General features: G+C 38.2%; 14 protein-coding genes. 11 read left to right on the plus strand and 3 right to left on the minus strand.

Annotated features, from left to right (window positions below; all coding sequences use genetic code 11):
• Position 1 precedes the first annotated feature (1 nt).
• The 3 genes from IPP32_03400 to IPP32_03410 are packed head-to-tail and all read left to right on the plus strand — an operon-like array spanning position 2 to position 2,850.
• Positions 2 to 1,408 (plus strand): radical SAM protein, encoded by a 1,407-nt coding sequence (locus IPP32_03400; GenBank protein ID MBL0047125.1) that lies wholly within the window; start codon positions 2 to 4, stop codon positions 1,406 to 1,408.
• 60 nt (positions 1,409 to 1,468) lie between these two features.
• Positions 1,469 to 2,032, plus strand: a complete 564-nt coding sequence (locus IPP32_03405; protein MBL0047126.1) for a sigma-70 family RNA polymerase sigma factor — start codon at positions 1,469 to 1,471, stop codon at positions 2,030 to 2,032.
• Positions 2,029 to 2,850, plus strand: coding sequence for an anti-sigma factor (locus IPP32_03410; GenBank protein MBL0047127.1), 822 nt, complete (start codon positions 2,029 to 2,031; stop codon positions 2,848 to 2,850). The genes IPP32_03405 and IPP32_03410 overlap by 4 nt, the downstream gene beginning before the upstream one ends.
• A 4-nt stretch (positions 2,851 to 2,854) precedes the next feature.
• On the opposite strand, the gene IPP32_03415 is transcribed toward IPP32_03410, so the two are convergent.
• Positions 2,855 to 3,646: an SDR family oxidoreductase gene (locus IPP32_03415; GenBank protein MBL0047128.1), complete on the minus strand. Its 792-nt coding sequence runs from the start codon at positions 3,644 to 3,646 to the stop codon at positions 2,855 to 2,857.
• A 76-nt stretch (positions 3,647 to 3,722) separates the two neighbouring features.
• On the opposite strand from IPP32_03415, the gene IPP32_03420 reads away from it, so the two are divergent.
• On the plus strand, positions 3,723 to 4,250 hold the full coding sequence (locus tag IPP32_03420; protein ID MBL0047129.1) for a 3-hydroxyanthranilate 3,4-dioxygenase: 528 nt from the start codon (positions 3,723 to 3,725) through the stop codon (positions 4,248 to 4,250).
• An 83-nt stretch (positions 4,251 to 4,333) separates the two neighbouring features.
• A complete protein-coding gene (locus IPP32_03425; protein ID MBL0047130.1) occupies positions 4,334 to 5,353 on the plus strand; it encodes an amidohydrolase in 1,020 nt (339 codons plus the stop codon).
• On the opposite strand, the gene IPP32_03430 is transcribed toward IPP32_03425, so the two are convergent.
• Complete coding sequence (locus IPP32_03430; GenBank protein ID MBL0047131.1) at positions 5,342 to 6,316, minus strand: deoxyhypusine synthase family protein; 975 nt, start codon at positions 6,314 to 6,316, stop codon at positions 5,342 to 5,344. The genes IPP32_03425 and IPP32_03430 overlap by 12 nt on opposite strands.
• A 76-nt stretch (positions 6,317 to 6,392) precedes the next feature.
• Here IPP32_03430 and IPP32_03435 point away from each other — a divergent pair, with 76 nt between their 5' ends.
• Complete coding sequence (locus IPP32_03435; GenBank protein ID MBL0047132.1) at positions 6,393 to 6,893, plus strand: hypothetical protein; 501 nt, start codon at positions 6,393 to 6,395, stop codon at positions 6,891 to 6,893.
• Here the strand turns inward: IPP32_03435 and IPP32_03440 are convergent.
• Positions 6,861 to 7,007, minus strand: a complete 147-nt coding sequence (locus tag IPP32_03440; GenBank protein MBL0047133.1) for a hypothetical protein — start codon at positions 7,005 to 7,007, stop codon at positions 6,861 to 6,863. The two genes, IPP32_03435 and IPP32_03440, sit on opposite strands and share 33 nt — an antisense overlap.
• A gap of 177 nt (positions 7,008 to 7,184) precedes the next feature.
• On the opposite strand from IPP32_03440, the gene IPP32_03445 reads away from it, so the two are divergent.
• The 5 genes from IPP32_03445 (at position 7,185) to IPP32_03465 (ending at position 18,346) form a co-directional block, all read left to right on the plus strand.
• Positions 7,185 to 10,568: a hypothetical protein gene (locus IPP32_03445; protein ID MBL0047134.1), complete on the plus strand. Its 3,384-nt coding sequence runs from the start codon at positions 7,185 to 7,187 to the stop codon at positions 10,566 to 10,568.
• 148 nt (positions 10,569 to 10,716) lie between these two features.
• Positions 10,717 to 11,229, plus strand: coding sequence for an FKBP-type peptidyl-prolyl cis-trans isomerase (locus tag IPP32_03450; GenBank protein MBL0047135.1), 513 nt, complete (start codon positions 10,717 to 10,719; stop codon positions 11,227 to 11,229).
• 86 nt (positions 11,230 to 11,315) lie between these two features.
• Positions 11,316 to 13,244 carry a 1-deoxy-D-xylulose-5-phosphate synthase gene (locus IPP32_03455; GenBank protein ID MBL0047136.1) on the plus strand — a complete coding sequence of 643 codons (1,929 nt, stop codon included), beginning with the start codon at positions 11,316 to 11,318 and terminating at the stop codon, positions 13,242 to 13,244.
• 345 nt (positions 13,245 to 13,589) lie between these two features.
• Entirely contained in the window at positions 13,590 to 17,372 is a 3,783-nt protein-coding gene (locus IPP32_03460; protein ID MBL0047137.1) for a hypothetical protein, read from the plus strand.
• A complete protein-coding gene (locus tag IPP32_03465; protein MBL0047138.1) occupies positions 17,369 to 18,346 on the plus strand; it encodes a hypothetical protein in 978 nt (325 codons plus the stop codon). Before IPP32_03460 ends, IPP32_03465 begins: the two co-directional genes overlap by 4 nt.
• Positions 18,347 to 18,639 lie beyond the last annotated feature (293 nt).

Here is an 18,639-nt window from a genome sequence, read left to right on the forward strand (position 1 = left end):
CATGTCAGTCAAAATTTTACTCACCCACGGATATTTTCTCAACGAAGATGAAAAGGAAAAGGAAATTATGAAACCTTATCCACCACTGGGCATTTTATATCTGTCGGCATATCTTGAGCAGCATGGATTTGACAATTCCATTCACGATTCTACGTTTTCATCCTTCGAAAAACTTTGCACACAACTGCTAACTGAAAAGCCCGATTTAATTGGTATTTACACCAATTTAATGACCAAATTAAATGTGCTAAAAATTATTTCGTTTGTAACAGCTCAATCCTCTTTAAATCACACAAAAATTGTTTTAGGCGGACCAGAAGTACGCAATCATGTAGACAATTTTTTGAACTACGGCGCAGCTATTATTGTGCTTGGCGAGGGCGAGGAAACGATGTTAGCATTGGCTCAAAATTATACATCGTTGAACAATAACAATATCCTGAATGAAATAAAAAGCATTGCTTTTAAAAACAAGCACGAAAAAATAATACATACAGAAGCGCGTAGTTTATTGAAGAATATTGATGAGCTATCTTTTCCCAACCGAAAAAAAATAAACCTACAATTATATTTTGATGCCTGGAAAAACAAACATGGGCAAAGTGCAATTTCTGTTTCCACCATGCGGGGCTGCCCCTACACCTGCAAATGGTGCAGTCGCGCGGTATACGGTCAAAGCTACCGCAGACGCAGCGCCAAGCTGGTAGCGGATGAAATAGAACACATTCAAAAAAATTATGAAGTGGATACACTTTGGTTTGTAGACGATGTATTTACTGTGAGTCATAAATGGCTGAAAGAGTTTCGGGATGAAATTGTAACACGAAAGATTAATCTTGCCTACGAATGCATTACACGCGCAGATCGCTTAAATGAGGAAAGCATGCGCCTGCTTAAAGAGAGTGGTTGTTTCCGGGTGTGGATTGGAGCCGAAAGCGGTTCTCAAAAAATTATTGATGCCATGGACAGGCGTGTAAGTGTGGAGCAGGTGAGAGAAATGATTCAGCTTTCGAAAAAACACAAGATACAATCCGGTACATTTATCATGTTGGGTTACCCGGGCGAAACAGAGGCAGACATTGAAGAAACCATTCATCACCTAAAAGTTTCGGACCCTGATTTTTATACCATAACAATTGCTTATCCTATAAAAGGAACACCGCTTTATTCAGATGTAGAGGCTAAGTTTGTGGAGCAACTCGATTGGCAGAGCAGCACTGATAGAGACATTGATTTTAAACGAACTTATCGGCGAGCGTATTATGATTTTGCCTTACGCAGATTGTATAATGAAGTAGCTTTTCATAAAGAAAAAGCAAACAAAGCTTATACTACCAAATTGCTTATGCACAAAGCAAAATCTTTAATTGCAAAAGGCGGAATGCTGTGGCATAGAACTCTGAGCTAAATTATTAATTAATTTTTTGACTCCCTATTTTTTATTTTCTTTGTACACAACAACCCCATTTTGACCTACACCAAACGACATATTATAGCCGAAGAAACCCTTGTTGAATTGTTGAAACAACAAAACACTAAGGCGTTTGGAATATTGTATGACAATTATTCTGCTGCATTGTATGGCATAATTTTACGCATTGTTACCACTCAAGAAATTGCAGAAGATGTTTTACAAGAAGCGTTTTTAAAAATCTGGAAAAACTTTTCTCAGTACGATTCCGGTAAAGGCAAACTATTTACCTGGATGGTAAATCTGACACGTAATTTGGCTATTGACAAAGTTCGGTCAAAAGATTTTTCCAACAACACAAAAAACCAAGCCATTGATCCTATCGTAAGTTTTGTTGATTTCAAATCCAATACCAGTCAAAACCCCGACTTAATTGGTTTGAAAACTTTAGTAGAAGCGCTTGATCCCGAGCAAAAAAAATTAATTGACCTGCTATACTTTGGTGGATTTACCCAAGTAGAAGTGTCGGAGAAACTCGGCATTCCTTTGGGTACGGTAAAAACGCGGGCAAGAATGGCACTTTTGAATTTGAGAAAACATTTTGAATACACCACAAAATGAATGCACAGGAATATATAGAAACCGGCTTACTTGAACTCTATGTGATGGGGTCTCTTTCTAAGGAAGAGATGCTTGAAGTGGAAAGAAATGCCCAATCGAGTCCTGAAATCATGCAGGAATTTATTCGTGTGCAAAATACCTTGCTCAATTACGCGGCTGCTTTTGAATTGGCACCAAGACCACAATTACGCGCAAATATTTTAGATCGCGTTGAAAAAGATGCACGTAATTCAACTTCTTCAAACAAGGAAAATTTGGTTCACCTTAATTCGCAAAAAAGCACATCCAATTACTACAAATTCATTGCTGCTGCTTGCATACCATTAATTTTAATTAGCGGCGTAGGAAACTATACCTTTTGGAATAAATTAAAACGTGCAGAAAGTGAAATTTCGGTGTTGAATAGCAATAAGGAAGAGTTGGCTCAACAATTCAATACGGTTAAAAATTCGTATGAGCACACCTTAGGTGATGTTGCCGTATTTAGAAATACAGCGTTTAATACCATTGTTATGAAAGGCATACCTGCAATGGATTCTACGGCTTTAGCCAAAGTGTATTGGAATAAAAACACACAAGAAGTTTTTGTGGATATAAGTAATTTGCCAGTCCCTTCCGGGGATAAACAATATCAGTTGTGGGCACTCTTGGATGGAAAGCCCGTTGATGCCGGTGTATTTGAAGTGGGCGCCACAGTTAATGGCTTACAGAAAATGAAATTGATTGCCGGAGCACAAGCTTTTGCTGTTACACTAGAGCCTCGCGGGGGTAGTGTATCTCCTACTCTTTCGGCCATGTACGTTATAGGTAACGTATAGGCAATTACAAACTTCCTGTTCTTCCTCCATCCACCGGAACATTTATTCCGTTAATATATGCAGCAGCCGGACTAGCTAAAAAAGCAACAGCATTGGCAATTTCAAAGGGTTCAGCATATCGGCCTGCCGGTATTTCTGCTACCATTTCTCGTTTTAGGTCATCTAAACTTTTTCCTGTCTTTTCAGCTTTTGCTTTGTTGAGATTTACTAATCGTGCTGTATTGGTAGCACCCGGAAGCACATTGTTTACTGTTATTCCGAAAGCCCCAAGTTCAAGAGAAAGTGTTTTGGCCCAGTTGGCAACTGCTCCGCGAATGGTATTGGAAACACCTAAACCTTTGAGCGGTTGCTTTACCGAGGTTGAAATGATGTTTATGATACGTCCATAGTTCGCTACTTTCATGCCCTCAACCACCGCCTGAACTAAAATATGATTGCAAACAAGATGGTTGTAAAACGTTTGAATAAACTCATCGGTTTTTGCTGTAACAATTGGTCCGCCTTGAGGGCCTCCGGTATTATTTACTAAAATATGGGCTGTTTCTTTGCCAAGCGGAAAGCGCGACTCAATGGCTCTTTTTAAATCTAAGGGTTGTGAAAAATCCACACAAAGGTAATCGTGTGCTTGGCTGTTGCTTGCTTTCAATTCCAAAACCACTTCTTTTAAAGACGCTTCATTTCTAGCAATGAGTGTGATTGATGCCCCCATTTGCGCAAGCTCTAACGCTACTGCTTTCCCAATTCCTTGTGTGCTCCCGCAAACAATTGCTCTTTTTCCGATCAGATTTAAATCCATGTTATATTCCTTAATTTTGTCATTCAAACATAAAACATTTTCTTTACCTAAGTAATTCTAATTTAAAAAATATCTCATGGCAGTTTCACAACCTTTCAATTTGCAAAAATGGGTAGATGACAATCGACACCTATTAAAACCCCCTGTTGGCAACAAAATGGTGTATACCGGGAATAAAGATTTTATTGTGATGGTGGTTGGCGGCCCTAATTCCCGCAAGGATTACCACTTTGAAGATGGAGAAGAATTATTTTACCAACTCGAAGGCGACATCACTATAAAAACAATTCAAGACGGTAAAAATGTGGATGTTCATATTAAGGAAGGTGAAATGTTTCTTCTGCCCCCTCACATTCCCCATTCCCCGCAACGTGGCGCAAATACTGTTGGATTAGTAATTGAGCGAAACAGAGATGAAAAGGAAATTGATTCCTGCCTTTGGTTTTGCGAAAACTGTGCAGAAAAATTGCATGAGGCAGAATTTCATTTGAAAGATATTGTGGTGCAGCTTCCAAAAGTTTTTGATGCCTTTTACAACGATGTGAATTTAAGAACCTGCAAGAAATGCGGAACAGTGATGGAGCCTCCTGCAAAATTAGCTTAATTGAGTTGCAATCGTAAAGTGACTTCATTGGCGTCTTTTAGCTTCTTTCTATCACTAACAAAAGTCCTCATAACTTAAATTAAATGGCTGATTTCAGCATCGACATTCATACGCATATTTTACCCGAACACATTCCGAATTGGAAGAAGAAGTTTGGTTATGGTGGCTTTATTCATCTCGAACACCATAAACCTTGCTGTGCGCGCATGATGCAAGATGATAAATTTTTTAGGGAAGTGGAAGATAATTGTTGGAGTGCTGAAAAAAGAATACAAGAATGCAATCATCATCATGTAAATGTGCAGGTATTAAGTACTGTTCCGGTGATGTTTAGTTATTGGGCAAAACCACAAGATTGCTTGGATGTATCTCAATTTTTAAACGATCACATTGCGGAGATTATTCAACGTTATCCAAAACGATTTATTGGATTGGGTACTATTCCGTTGCAGGCTCCGGATTTGGCGATTAAAGAATTAGAGCGTTGTAAAAAAATTGGTTTAGTAGGGGTTCAAATCGGTTCCCATGTGAACGAATGGAACCTCAATGATCCAAATTTATTGCCCGTATTTCAAGCCTGTGAAGAATTAGGGATGGCTGTATTTGTGCATCCTTGGGAAATGATGGGACAAGAAAAAATGCAACGCTATTGGCTCCCTTGGCTGGTGGGTATGCCGGCTGAAACCTCGCTCGCGATTTGCTCGATGATATTTGGGGGCGTGTTTGAACGCTTGCCTAATTTACGCGTGGCATTTGCACATGGTGGCGGTTCGTTTCCTTCAACAATTGGAAGAATCGAACATGGTTTTGCATGCCGGCCTGACCTTGTAGCTATTGATAACAATGTGAATCCAAGAAACTACATCGGTAAGTTTTTTATTGACTCGTTGGTTCATGAGCCTAAAATGTTAGAATTTATTGTTGACTTATTTGGCGCCAACAGAATTGCTTTGGGCTCTGACTATCCCTTTCCCCTTGGAGAAAACGAGCCCGGCAAATTAATTCGCGATATGAATTTTGATTCAACCACTAAAGAACTACTCTTGAGTGGTTCAGCGCTGGAATGGTTGAATTTAAAACGAGATTTATTTCTACCAGCCTAGTATCCATGCAAACATAAGTGGGGCAACTATTGTTGCATCGCTTTCTACAATGAATTTTGGTGTATGTATATCCAGTTTTCCCCAAGTAATTTTTTCATTCGGTACAGCACCGGAATAAGAACCATAACTCGTGGTAGAGTCTGAAATCTGACAAAAATAGGCCCAAAATGGAACATCGTGCATTTCCATATCCTGATACAACATAGGCACAACACAAATTGGGAAATCACCGGCAATTCCTCCTCCTATTTGAAAAAAGCCAATTCCTTTTCCAGCACAATTTTCGCGATACCAGCCGGCAAGCCAAGCCATATATTCAATTCCCGATTTCATGGTACTTGCATTCAGTTCCTTTTTAATAACGTAGGAAGCAAAAATATTTCCCATCGTAGAGTCTTCCCAACCGGGAACCACAATTGGAATGTTCTTTTTTGCTGCAGCCAGCATCCAGGAATCATTGGGGTCAATTTCATAATATTGTTCAAGCACTCCGCTAAGCAACATTTTATACATAAATTCATGTGGAAAGTAGCGCTCTCCCTTATCATCTGCATCTTTCCATATTTTATGAATGTGCTTCTGCAACCTTCTAAATGCTTCTTCTTCGGGAATGCAGGTATCGGTAACTCTATTGTAATGGTTCTCCAATAAATCCCATTCTTCTTGAGGACTTAAATCGCGGTAGTTGGGAACGCGTTTATAGTGTGAGTGGGCAACCAAATTCATGATATCCTCTTCCAAATTGGCACCTGTACAGGAAATAATATCCACTTTATTTTGCCGAATCATTTCTGCAAGCGATTTTCCCAACTCCGCGGTGCTCATGGCTCCCGCAAGGGTTATCATCATTTTTCCACCATCGGTCATGTGTGCTTCATACCCTTTTGCTGCATCCACTAATGCTGCCGAGTTAAAATGCAAATAATGCTTTTCAATAAATTGCGAAATTGGTCCTTTGTTCATGCTGTTTTTTTTTGCAAAAGTAAAATTTAAAACAAGAATCAAATTTTAAATAAATTTACCCAAAAATATACCCCATATGCTTTTAACGCTTTCCACGTATTTTATCATTTTGTTTATCCTCGTTTTGATAAATAGTATTCCTGTGTTTGGGAGTCCGAGAACACGACGTTTTGGGCAAGTCCCCTCCTTGTTTTTCATCCTACTCATTGGTGCTTTTGTGGTGGTGCGCCTCATTGGTTTTTTAACTCCCGATATGTCATCCACCCAGTTAAAGCAAACCGACTTGTCGTACGACATAAACTTTAAAAAAGGAAGGATTTATACCAAACCGGAAGATGTCAAAAAAGAAAAAGCGCAATTTATCAGCAAAAATGCGATCGATTCTGAACAAAAAAAATACTATGATGCATCCAACTACATTATTAAGTTTGCTTCTGTTCAAGCGCTTTTCGTAGTGCTACTTTCTTATTGGGGGATGAAAAAGTTTGAACACCGAAACACCTATTATATTCCAAAAATCAGAAACCACAGTATTTTTTTTGTACTATGCATGTTGCTTGATTTGTTTGTTGTATAGCATGGTTACTGCTTTCAATTTTTGAGTAATGGCAATAAAGCCGGCTGCTTCACGTTTGCTTATTCCATCGGTGTTTTTTGTAACTATGCCGAACGTGTCTATCTTGTTTATCACAGCTATAGATTTTTTGGGGAATTTAGTTGTGCTTGTTGTAGCTACTGCAGAATGAAATTAAAATGGCTGTTCTTATTATGCTTGATAAACACCGCATCTATTGACGCGCAAGAGCTTTTTTCAAATCGACGAACAAAAATAATTACTATAAACCAGGACACAATTCAGCTTGACTCCTTGAGCATAGTTCCCGGAAGTGTTGTATTGACAAACGATTTAGGTTTAGTAATTCCTTCTGGAGAGTATACTTTACTTCCTGAAAGCGGGATGCTAATTTTATCCCCACAACTTTTAGCGGACACTTTGTTTAAGCGCACCCCCCTTACTAGCACCTATACTGTATTTCCATTTTTGTTTTCGAAAAGTTATCAGCACAAGGATGGTAAAGTGCTTAAGCCCAACGAAAGTGGTAAAATAAACCCCTTTATTTACACCGGTGACGAAAAGAAAAACAGCGATTTTTTTGCCTCCGAAGGATTAAATAAAAGTGGAAGCATAACCAGGGGTGTGGCATTTGGAAACAACCAAGATGTTGTTGTAAACTCGAATCTAAACCTACAATTGAGCGGAAAGCTTACGGATAAAATTGGGATTCTAGCTGCTATTGCAGATGATAACATTCCAATTCAGCCCGAAGGAAACACGCAACAACTGCAAGAGTTTGATCGTGTGTATATTCAATTTAAAGACGATAAATCACAACTCATTGCAGGAGATTTTCAGCTCACCCGACCCAATTCTTATTTTATGAATTACTTCAAAAAGTCGCAAGGGGCAAGCTTTTCAAGCACGTTTGGACTTGGAAAAACAACCGAGAAACAAAAAAGCAACAGCATGTCTGTTTCCTTAAGTGCTGCTGTATCAAAAGGAAAATTTTCACGAAATCTAATTCCGGGAGTGGAGGGAAATCAAGGCCCCTACCGCTTAACCGGAGCCGAAAATGAAGCGTATGTCATAATCCTTTCCGGTTCCGAAAAAATATTCATTGATGGGCAGCTTTTGGAACGTGGTCAAGAAAATGACTATGTTATTGATTACAACACTGCTGAAATAACATTTACTCCAAAACGAAAAATCACAAAGGACAGGCGAATTACCGCTGAGTTTCAATACAGTGATAAAAATTATGCACGGTCCTTATATGAACTCGGAAATGAATACAAAAACAAGAAGCTAGCCCTCCGCTTTCATGTATTTTCGGAACAGGATAACAAGAAGAAACCCTTGCTTCAAGACCTAAAAACAAGCGAAAAACAAGTGCTAGCCGCCATTGGCGATAGTCTTCAAAATGCGGTTGTTCCCAGCATCGATACCACAGGATATCTGCCCAACACTGTTTTATACAAGGTAGTTGACACGCTTGGCTATGTCAATGTATATGTTTACTCCACCGATTCGTCAAATGCTTTTTTTCGCTTAAGCTTTACGAATGTGGGGGTTGGAAATGGAAATTACAATCCGGTAAACACCAGTGCAAACGGAAAGGTATATCAATGGGTGGCTCCGGTTGCCGGTATAAAACAAGGAGCCTATGAGCCTGTAGTGTTACTAATTACCCCCAAGAAAAGGCAGCTCGTTACGCTAGCTGCCGATTATCAAATTTCCCGAAATTTTACATCCACCCTTGAGCTTGCTTACAGCAATTACGACAAAAATACTTTTTCCAGCCTAGCCTCTAAAGATGATGAGGGCTATGGAATTAGACTAGGTTTGCTTAAAAAAACGCCCCTTTCATCCACCGAAAGGGATACACTACATTTTGTAAGCGGTGCAACACTTGAATTCATTTCGAACTATTTTTCTCCTATAGAACGCTACCGACCTGTTGAATTTGAGCGAGATTGGAATAGGGGGTCGAGCACTATTAACAATGCGCAAACATTGGCTAGTGCTAAAATTGGAATTGAAAAAAAATCCACTGGAAATGCTTTTTATCAGTTAAACAGTTTTAGGGAGCTCGGCAATTATTCGGGCATTCAGCATCGAATTAGCTCGGACGCGACTAAACGAGGATACAATTTTTCTTCCGCTGCAAGTTTGTTGAATTCAAACAATGGAAACAGCATCAAAACATCTTATTTAAAATACAAAGCTTTGCTTTCAAAAAAAATATCGATTGTTACAATCGGCGCGGGTGTTGAACAGGAAGAAAGTAAGTTTTTTTCTAAAAAAGATTCTCTGTTTGCAAATAGTTTTCATTTTATAGAGTGGCAGGCTTTTGCAAAAAGTGCGGATACTGCTAAAACTTCTTTCGGCTTAAAATATTTAAACCGTATAGATTGGTTAAGCAATAGTGGTGATTTTAACAAGACCAGCCGTGGTCAAAGCATTGAAGCGGGTTTGGGTTTTGCAAAAAATGAAAACAGTGTGTTAAGAATCAGTGCAACGTATCGTACACTTGAAATAAAAAACAAAGCCCTCAGTCCGCAAAAGCCCGACAATTCATTGGTAAGCCGTATCGAGTATGACCTGAAATTATTTAAAGGTGTGATTTCTTCTTCCACATTTTATGAAGTAGGTTCAGGACTCGAAGTAAAAAAAGAATACTCCTTCATTAAGGTGCAGCCCGGGCAAGGCGTGTATCAATGGCTCGATTTAAATAACGATTCCATACAAGGACTGGATGAGTTTGTGGAGGCAACTTTTAAGGACAAAGCAGAGTATCTTAAAGTTTTTACGCCTACCAGCGAATTTGTTAAGACCTACAATAATCAGTTTAATGAGATTATTAATTTAAATCCGTCCAGAATATGGAGTAACAAAAAAGGTGTACGAAAATTCATTTCTTTGTTGAGTAATCAAACTGCCTACCGCATCGATCGAAAAACAAGCAACAACGACGCTGAAAAATACTTGAACCCCTTTCTGAATGAAACAAAAGATGCCGCTATTGTTACACTCAATTCGGCCTTTCGAAATACCTTTATATTTAACCGATTCAACTCTAAATTTGGCTTTGATTATTCCTACCTCCAAAACAAAAACAAATCGCTTTTAGTAAATGGAACTGAGCAACGTTCCACCATTTCAAATATCTTAAAGGCACGATGGAATATAACGCGTAAGTGGCTATTAACAAACGATGCTACAATGGGCACGAAGACAAATACCGTACAATTTTTTAGTTCGCGTAATTTTCGAATTTTAATAAAAAGCACCGAACCCACAATAAGTTTTCAACCCACCACCACCTTTCGGCTTAGTATTACCTATCAATATTCCGAAAAAAAGAATGTTCGAAACGATACAGATTCATTGCGTGAACAAGAGCTTGCATTAGGACAAAAAATTGGAACCGAATTAAAATACAGCAAAGCACAAAAGGGTAGCCTTTCGGCAAAATTTAATTATGTGTTTTTTAATTACAATGGAGCCGCTAATTCTAATGTCAGTTATGAAATGCTGGAAGGTTTACAGGCCGGTAAAAATTACACTTGGAATTTGATATATCAGCAAACACTTGCCAATAATATTCAATTAAATTTAAGCTATGATGGTCGTAAATCCGGTAGTAATAAAATGGTGCATGTGGGGAATGTGCAGGTGAGGGCCTTCTTTTAGTTTATCCCGCCTTCAACACATGTAGGATTGAATCAGTCAAGAAATTTTTTCCAATTCGTAAGTTTATCCAAAACAAGTCCTTCTCTAAAAGCCATTTATCGAGGAAATTCATTATTTTTACGCCTCAATTTTTTATAAATACGGCTGTATGATAATAGAAAGTAAAAAAGTGGTATCGGTAAATTACCACTTAACTGTTAAGGAAAATAACCAGGAAGTGCTGGTAGAAAAAACTGATTCAGAACATCCTTTTGTGTTTTTGTATGGCGCTGGTGGACTGCTGGAAGCCTTTGAAAGTAATTTAAAGGGCAAAAAAGTAGGCGATAGTTTTGATTTTAACATTGAAGCTGAAAACGGCTATGGATTAGTGGATGAAGATAGCATTGTGACTATTCCCATTGAGGCTTTTCAAGCAGAAGATGGCTCCATTGACGAGGATATGGTTAAAGTTGGAAACACCTTACCAATGACCGACAATGAAGGAAACCGCATGCAAGGTGTTGTGGATGAAATTACTGAAACCCATATTCGTATGGATTTTAATCATCCGCTTGCGGGACAAGACTTACGTTTTAAAGGAACGGTATTAGATATTCGTGAAGCAAGCGCTGAAGAGCTTTCTCACGGACACGTGCATGGGCCACATGGGCACCATCATTAAAAAAAGTTAAAAGCCTTTTACTTTAAAAACATAAGGCAATAAACATTCGAACTTGTTGTTTGTTCTTCGTTTTTAACACTTTATAAATGGAAATTAAAGCCGGACCCCTTCTCGAAACAATTGAGTATCCTGCAGATTTGAAAAGACTGGATGAAAGCCAGTTGAAACAAGTTTGTGATGAATTGCGTCAGTTTATTATTGATGTGGTTTCGGTTAAAGGTGGGCACTTTGGGGCGAGTTTGGGGGTGGTTGAACTTTCAGTTGCCTTGCATTATGTGTTTAATACTCCTTACGATCAATTGGTGTGGGATGTAGGACACCAGGCCTATGGACACAAAATCTTAACCGGCCGCAGAAAGGTATTTCACACCAATCGCATCTACAAAGGAATTAGTGGATTTCCCAAACGAAGCGAAAGCGAATACGATACTTTTGGTGTGGGTCACTCCTCTACTTCTATTTCAGCAGCATTGGGGATGGCAGTTGCATCTCATTACAAAGGCGAAAAAGATCGTCAGCACATTGCTGTTATTGGTGATGGTGCGATGACAGCCGGATTGGCTTTTGAAGGATTAAATCATGCCGGTGTCGAAAACTCCAACTTGTTGGTGGTGCTTAACGACAACTGCATGAGTATTGATCCAAATGTGGGCGCCCTAAAAGAATATTTAACCGACATTACTACCTCACATACTTATAACAAAGCTAAGGATGAGGTTTGGAAATTACTGGGTAAAATCAGCAAGTTTGGACCAAATGCCCAAGAAATTGCTTCCAAAATCGAAAACGGAATAAAAGCCACTTTGCTCCGACAAAGTAACCTGTTTGAATCCTTAAAATTTCGTTATTTCGGACCGGTTGATGGGCACGATGTGGAGCGTTTGGCAAAAGTACTGGCCGATTTAAAAGACATTCCGGGACCAAAAATATTACACATTTTAACCGTTAAAGGCAAGGGCTATAAATTTAGCGAAGAGGGCAATCAAACCACCTGGCATGCTCCGGGCTTGTTTAATAAGGATACCGGCGAAATTGTAAAAGTGGTTCCAACTGCACCTCAGCCCCCTAAATACCAAGATGTTTTTGGCCACACTATTGTGGAATTGGCCGAGAAAAATAATAAAATTGTGGGCATCACTCCTGCTATGCCAAGTGGCTGTTCACTAAACATTATGATGAAGGCAATGCCCGATCGTGCATTTGACGTGGGAATTGCAGAACAACATGCCGTTACTTTTTCGGCAGGATTAGCCACACAAGGCTTAGTACCTTTTTGCAATATTTACTCCAGCTTTATGCAAAGGGCCTACGATCAGGTGGTACACGATGTGGCCCTTCAAAATTTAAATGTTGTATTTTGTTTAGATAGAGGTGGGTTTGCCGGTGCCGATGGGGCTACACATCATGGGGCTTATGATTTGGCTTATTTCCGTTGCATACCCAATATGGTTGTTTCATCTCCTATGAACGAAGAAGAATTACGCAACCTGATGTTTACCGCACAGCTTGAAAATAAAGGTCCGTTTAGTATTCGTTACCCCCGTGGAAATGGTGTGATGCCGGAATGGAAAACACCCTTAAGAGAGCTGCAAATAGGCAAAGGGCGCAAACTCAGCAATGGAAACGATATTGCAATTTTAACCATTGGTCATCCCGGAAATTTTGTAGCTAAAGCTTGCGCAGACTTGCAAGCCGATGGAATAACGGCTGCACATTACGACATGCGCTTTGCTAAACCCATAGATGAAATATTGTTGCACGAAGTGTTCTCCAAATTTAACCGCGTTATTACTGTTGAAGACGGTTGCATAATTGGAGGTATGGGCAGTGCCGTTGTTGAATTTATGGCCGAAAATGGATATGCTGCACAAGTAAAACGACTCGGAATACCCGATAGATACATCCACCACGGCGAACAAAAAGAACTGTGGGCCGAATGTGGATTTGATGCTGCCGGAATTGCTGCTACTGCTAAAGAGATGCTTGCTGAAAAAAGAGCGAGTATGGTGGGGTGATAAGCAAGAAATACCTAATTAGCAGTTTTCTTATCGCTGGTAAAAAACATTTCTTTCATTTTGATATTTTGGCATTTTCATAATTGATCTGTGATACAGAGAAAATAATCTTTATAAGCGCGTAAATTACATAATGGGTAAGTTCGAATAAATGGACCTTATTTCATTATCTCAAAGACAAGATAAAAGTATTGGAAAAATCGCTACTTTTAGTCAATTATTTTGATTCCGCAAAAACCAAAATAATTTAACTTGGGAAATCTTTTTAAGAAAATCCCTCTTTTTTTGAAGTGTTTTATCAGACATTAGAGATTATTTTTCTATTTATGTTTTTTACCATTCCATATGAAAACAAAAAGCATTATTTCATTCCTTAGAAAGGTTTTTATTACTTTACTTTTGGTTCATTTATTCACTATCAGAATTTTTGCACAGGGAGGATCCTGCAACAACCCACTGCCTGTAACACCTAGTTTGCAGCAAACAACAATATGCGCAATTAGTAATCCGGATAGCTCTTTTTGGATAAGCTTTACAGCTATTGACACATTGATATTTTTCTTAAATAATTATGACGCGAACACTTCACTCAAGGTGAAAGAAGTGAACCTTTATAACGGTAACTGCAGTAACTTACATTTGCTAAGTACTGAGGGATTTTCTAATGCTCCTGATTCGGTCGTCTCAACTTCTTTTCAGCACCTGACACTGAACAGTAATTATTTCGTGAATTTTAAAACATATGGAACCAATGCTAATGCAAAGATAGAGCTATTGTATCAAATCCTTCAACCAATTTCCAACATATTGTGTACTTCCGTTGCAACCTGCTTAACCCCTAACTTATTATTGAATCCGGATTTTGAAAGCTCTCAATTTGGGTTTAACTGCACTTATAAAAAAGATGTAACTACAATGGTGGCGGGAAGCCTTCCCCATTTGTGCAATGGGAACTTCTCGGGCGATCACTATACAATTCACAATAATATAATATGGCCATTTAATAATTCACCAACTTCCGCTGGAACCTTTATAGGAGACCACACCCCCTTGAATGCTCCATCACATAATGGGTATTTTTTAATGGTAGATCCTCACAGTGGATGGGGGGAGAAAAATTGTTGGATGCAAAATGCAATTCCGGTAGTTCCTGGCACAACCTATTTTTTTAAATTCTTTGCGAGAACCATGAATAAACAAAACCTCTCTTGGTTCAATTACTCAACTGTAAATATTTACGTAAATGGCTCAACATTAATTGGAACAATATACCCGGATAAATATAACTGGACAGAATATTGTTTCGATTACCATCACCCAATAGGTGGGGCATCAACTATTGATATCCGCATTGCCGCCAGCCCAAATCTTCAAGCCTCTTCAGGGTCTTGGGGCCTTTGCGACTTTGCAATAGATGATTTATTCTTTGGAACTACCAATCCCAGCCCTTGCTGTATAAATCCTTCAATGACAACTCCCCAGATTCCTTTAACACAGAACATAACTCAATTACTCTCAAGCCCTCTGGGTTCAGAGATTGCAGTAAAAACAGGTGTTACGCTTACCGTTAATTCCAACGTAACCCTCAGTAATTATCATATTTATTTTGAGCCGGGATCTAAAATTGATATTGTGGGGCCTTCAGGAGAATTACATCTTGATAATGTTCATTTACAAGGTTGCGGGGGAACTTGGCTTGGCGTAATCTGTAATAATGGTGGGAAAATTTATACGGACAATAATACACTGATTGAAGGTGCCGGTATTGGAATAAAAGTACTAGGTGGCTCGTTCTACTCAATTAAGAATACAATTCTAAATAGGAATACGGAAAACATGTATATCTCTGCTGCCCCAAATTATAACGGGTGCAACATTTCTAATTCCATTTTTACAAGCCGGGTAATTCCACATGGCACAACTGTTAATTCTTTAAAAGCGCCTGTTGGAGATTTTGATTACTTGTCGACTCTTCCTAGCTCTTCTTACACCAAATATGGGATTCATGCCGTTAACGTTTACACTACTAATACGAATGGTCTAACCCCCGCTTATAATTTAAAGATAGGAGAGCCCTTATTGGGGAAGGATCATGAGAACGTGTTTGATAATCTTGGAGCAGGTATCTATGCAAGTAAATGCAATTTACTGATACAAAATAACCTCTTTGAAAATATGCGAAGCAGCATTACGAGTTTAGGCAAAGGTGTTTATTCTATTAATGCTACTATGAATACTTTACTAGATATTAAAATTGGCGGAATGGGAATCAACGAGTCTAACCGATTTAAGGATTTAGGAGAGGGGATTGATATTTCTGGCTATCGAAATTCGATTTTACAAAAAAACATATTCACAAATACTAAAGATCCATCTATATCAGGTGCTGATTATGGCAGATTTGGAATTTCTATTAGAACGAATCAAGCATATATGTCCTGGAAACTTTATTTGAATTGCAGTTTCAATCAAATTTCTAACTATACTGAAGGTGTTTTTTGGGATAAACTTGGTTGTTCGGAAATAAATGCAGATATAAACTACAATATCATTAAAGCAAATCCTCTCTTTTTAACTTCCTGCACGAAAGCGATTGACTTAAAAGCATTACCTTATACTATGAAGTTCAGCAATTCCTATATTAAGGTTATGGCCAATACACTTACAAATGTAGATAATGGTATATTGGCTGAAGGATTTACGATTGGATTGCAAAACAACTATGATAACAATTCTATAAATATTAGAGACAATATTGCAATTGAACTAAAATATAACCCATTTAAAAGTAATATTATCTATAGCGGGATAAAGCTTACACAATGCCATGCTGCAAATATCGCATCGAATTATAATATTTCAAGTTCATCAATCGCCAACAGGAATATGTATGGAATTTTTGTGGATGCAAGTACGAATTGCAAAATAACTTGTAATACAGTTTCCTACATTGGAAAATGTTTTGGTTTTATGGGGTTTTGCGAGATGTATGGGGGCATTCTTGGCAGCCCGGGCGGCTTTCGTAATAATACAATGTGCGGGGCCTCAATAGGTATAAGCCTTGAAACCAATGCAGTTATTGGCGAACAAGGAACTTTAAGTCATGCAAGTGATAATAGATGGATTGGAAATTGCGGATTAGGTATTGCATTACCCGCTTTTAATATTAATACTCAATTCCCGAAATTCTGGGCAAGAAAAACCTCTTTAGCAATTTATTCTCCAATCACATCAGCAATAAATTTTTGGCCAAGTAATGATGTTTGTGATGTCTCTTGTAATTATAACAATCTGCTTCCTGCCGAAATGCTTATTGAACCGGGCACACTTACTACTGATGAGTTAGAAGCTATTTTAAAAAACATTAATCAATATGAGGTTTTAGAGGCCGAAGCCAAATGGATGGACCAGCAAAAAGCCTATGAAGCAATTATGCGCGATAGCCTTTTAAGTAATAGTAATGACAGTAACATCACTGAGTTTAAAGACAGTTTAAAGAATGAAACTATAAATGATATTTATCAAATCCAGGAATTAACAAAACATAATATGATGAGTATGGCAAAAGTATTGCAACAAAATATGGTGCCATCTAATGCTATAGAAGAAAATTATAAAATATTTTTCGATCTCTATTTGCGATTTTTAAATGATAGTACCCTGCAGGATGATAGCAGTAAAGTTTCCATGTTTATTGATGCACTTATACCCGTTGCAGCTCAATGCCCAAATCAGGGTGGTCCCGCTGTGGTTTCTGCCCGCACTTTGTTAAGCTTTGTGAGCCATGAGTTGTATAATTTTGAAAGAGATTGCAATGTAGAGAAGAGCAATGAGAGGCGTGCTTTTTCAGCTTTTGAAAAAGCAGCAAACAATATCACGGTTGAGCAATTTTCTTTAGCCCCCAATCCTACTAATGGCCATTTAAAATTTATCTACACTTTAGCAAAGCCGGCGACCTTGGTGATAAAAGATATTTTAGGAAATCAGCTATATAAAACCAACCTCAACGAGAAGGAAAATGAGATCTATACGAATGTTGAATTCTTGAATTCCGGGTATTATACTTTTTGTGTGCTATTTGAAAATCAAGTACTTTTTTCACAGAAACTAATTAAAATTGGTAAATGATAAAACCACAAAATCTACTGATATTATTAGGATTAGTGTTTATTAATAATAATGATAATCTAATTGCTCAAAACCTTGTCCCTAACCCAAGTTTTGAAGCGTATTCGATCTGCCCTTCTGGATCGGGTCAACTTTATCATGCCACAAGCTGGTTTCAACCAAGGAAAAACTCAACTGCCTCAGTAAATCAAGCCTGTAGTTCGGAGTATTTTCATACATGCGGTTCTGGCTTTGTAAATGCACCCAATAGTTCTTTTGGCTATCAAAATGCCAAAACAGGCAATGCTTATATAGGATTTAGTTACTATGAATCTATCGGACTTAATTATCGAGAATATGCCGAAGTAAAGTTAATTGACCCGCTGGTATCCGGACAGCGATATAAATTGGAATTTTATGCCTCACTCACCGACTATTGCCGATATGCTATCAAGCAGTTAGATGCCTGCTTTACTGCAGATTCCCTATTTGACAGCACCGTTTTTGTTATTTCCAGTATAGTGCCACAGATTCAAAATACAACTTTTGTAAGCGACACCATGAATTGGACAAAAGTAAGCGGTTCTTTTATTGCCGCTGGAGGTGAACATTTTTTAACCTTAGGCAATTTTCAATTGGATAGTTTAACGGATACCTTAAGAGTGATAAATAATCCCAACAACTATTTTAATGGTGCATATTACTACATTGATGATGTAAGTCTTATGGTTGACTCTTCTGCAAGCGTGGAGGAGGTTGATGGAAGAGGGAGTATGATGGTTTATCCCAATCCGGCTAAATCGCATTTTACAATTAATTTAAGTAAACCATTAATTCCAGCAAACACTTTTGTGCTTTATAGTAAATTTGGCATTGAAAAAAAGCAAATTAAAATCCTCAACTCCATAACACACATTGGGGTTGAGGATATAGACAACGGGGTTTATTATTGGCATTATGGAGGAGAGAGTGGAAAAATTGTTGTCTTGAAGTAAAAAGGTTTATTGGCTATTTTATAACTCTGACTTATCTTCCTTTAATATATCCCATGTTAAGCAAAGATAAAAATCAAATTACCACTATAAAAATACAAAATAGCATTGATCCAAAACACGGAATTATTTAAGCAGCAACAAAAGGAAAAGGAAAAGGAAAACCCCTTCGGCACCCCAATGTCCACCACCATGAAAGGACACCTTCTTCCGAAAGGGTTTTATCGTAAAAGGGTATTAAATAGCACCCTTGTATAAATCATTTTTACTTTTACAAAGATAAATTGCAGGGAATT

It is taken from the genome of Bacteroidota bacterium, from assembly GCA_016721765.1.
Taxonomy (GTDB): Bacteria; Bacteroidota; Bacteroidia; order UBA4408; family UBA4408; genus UBA4408.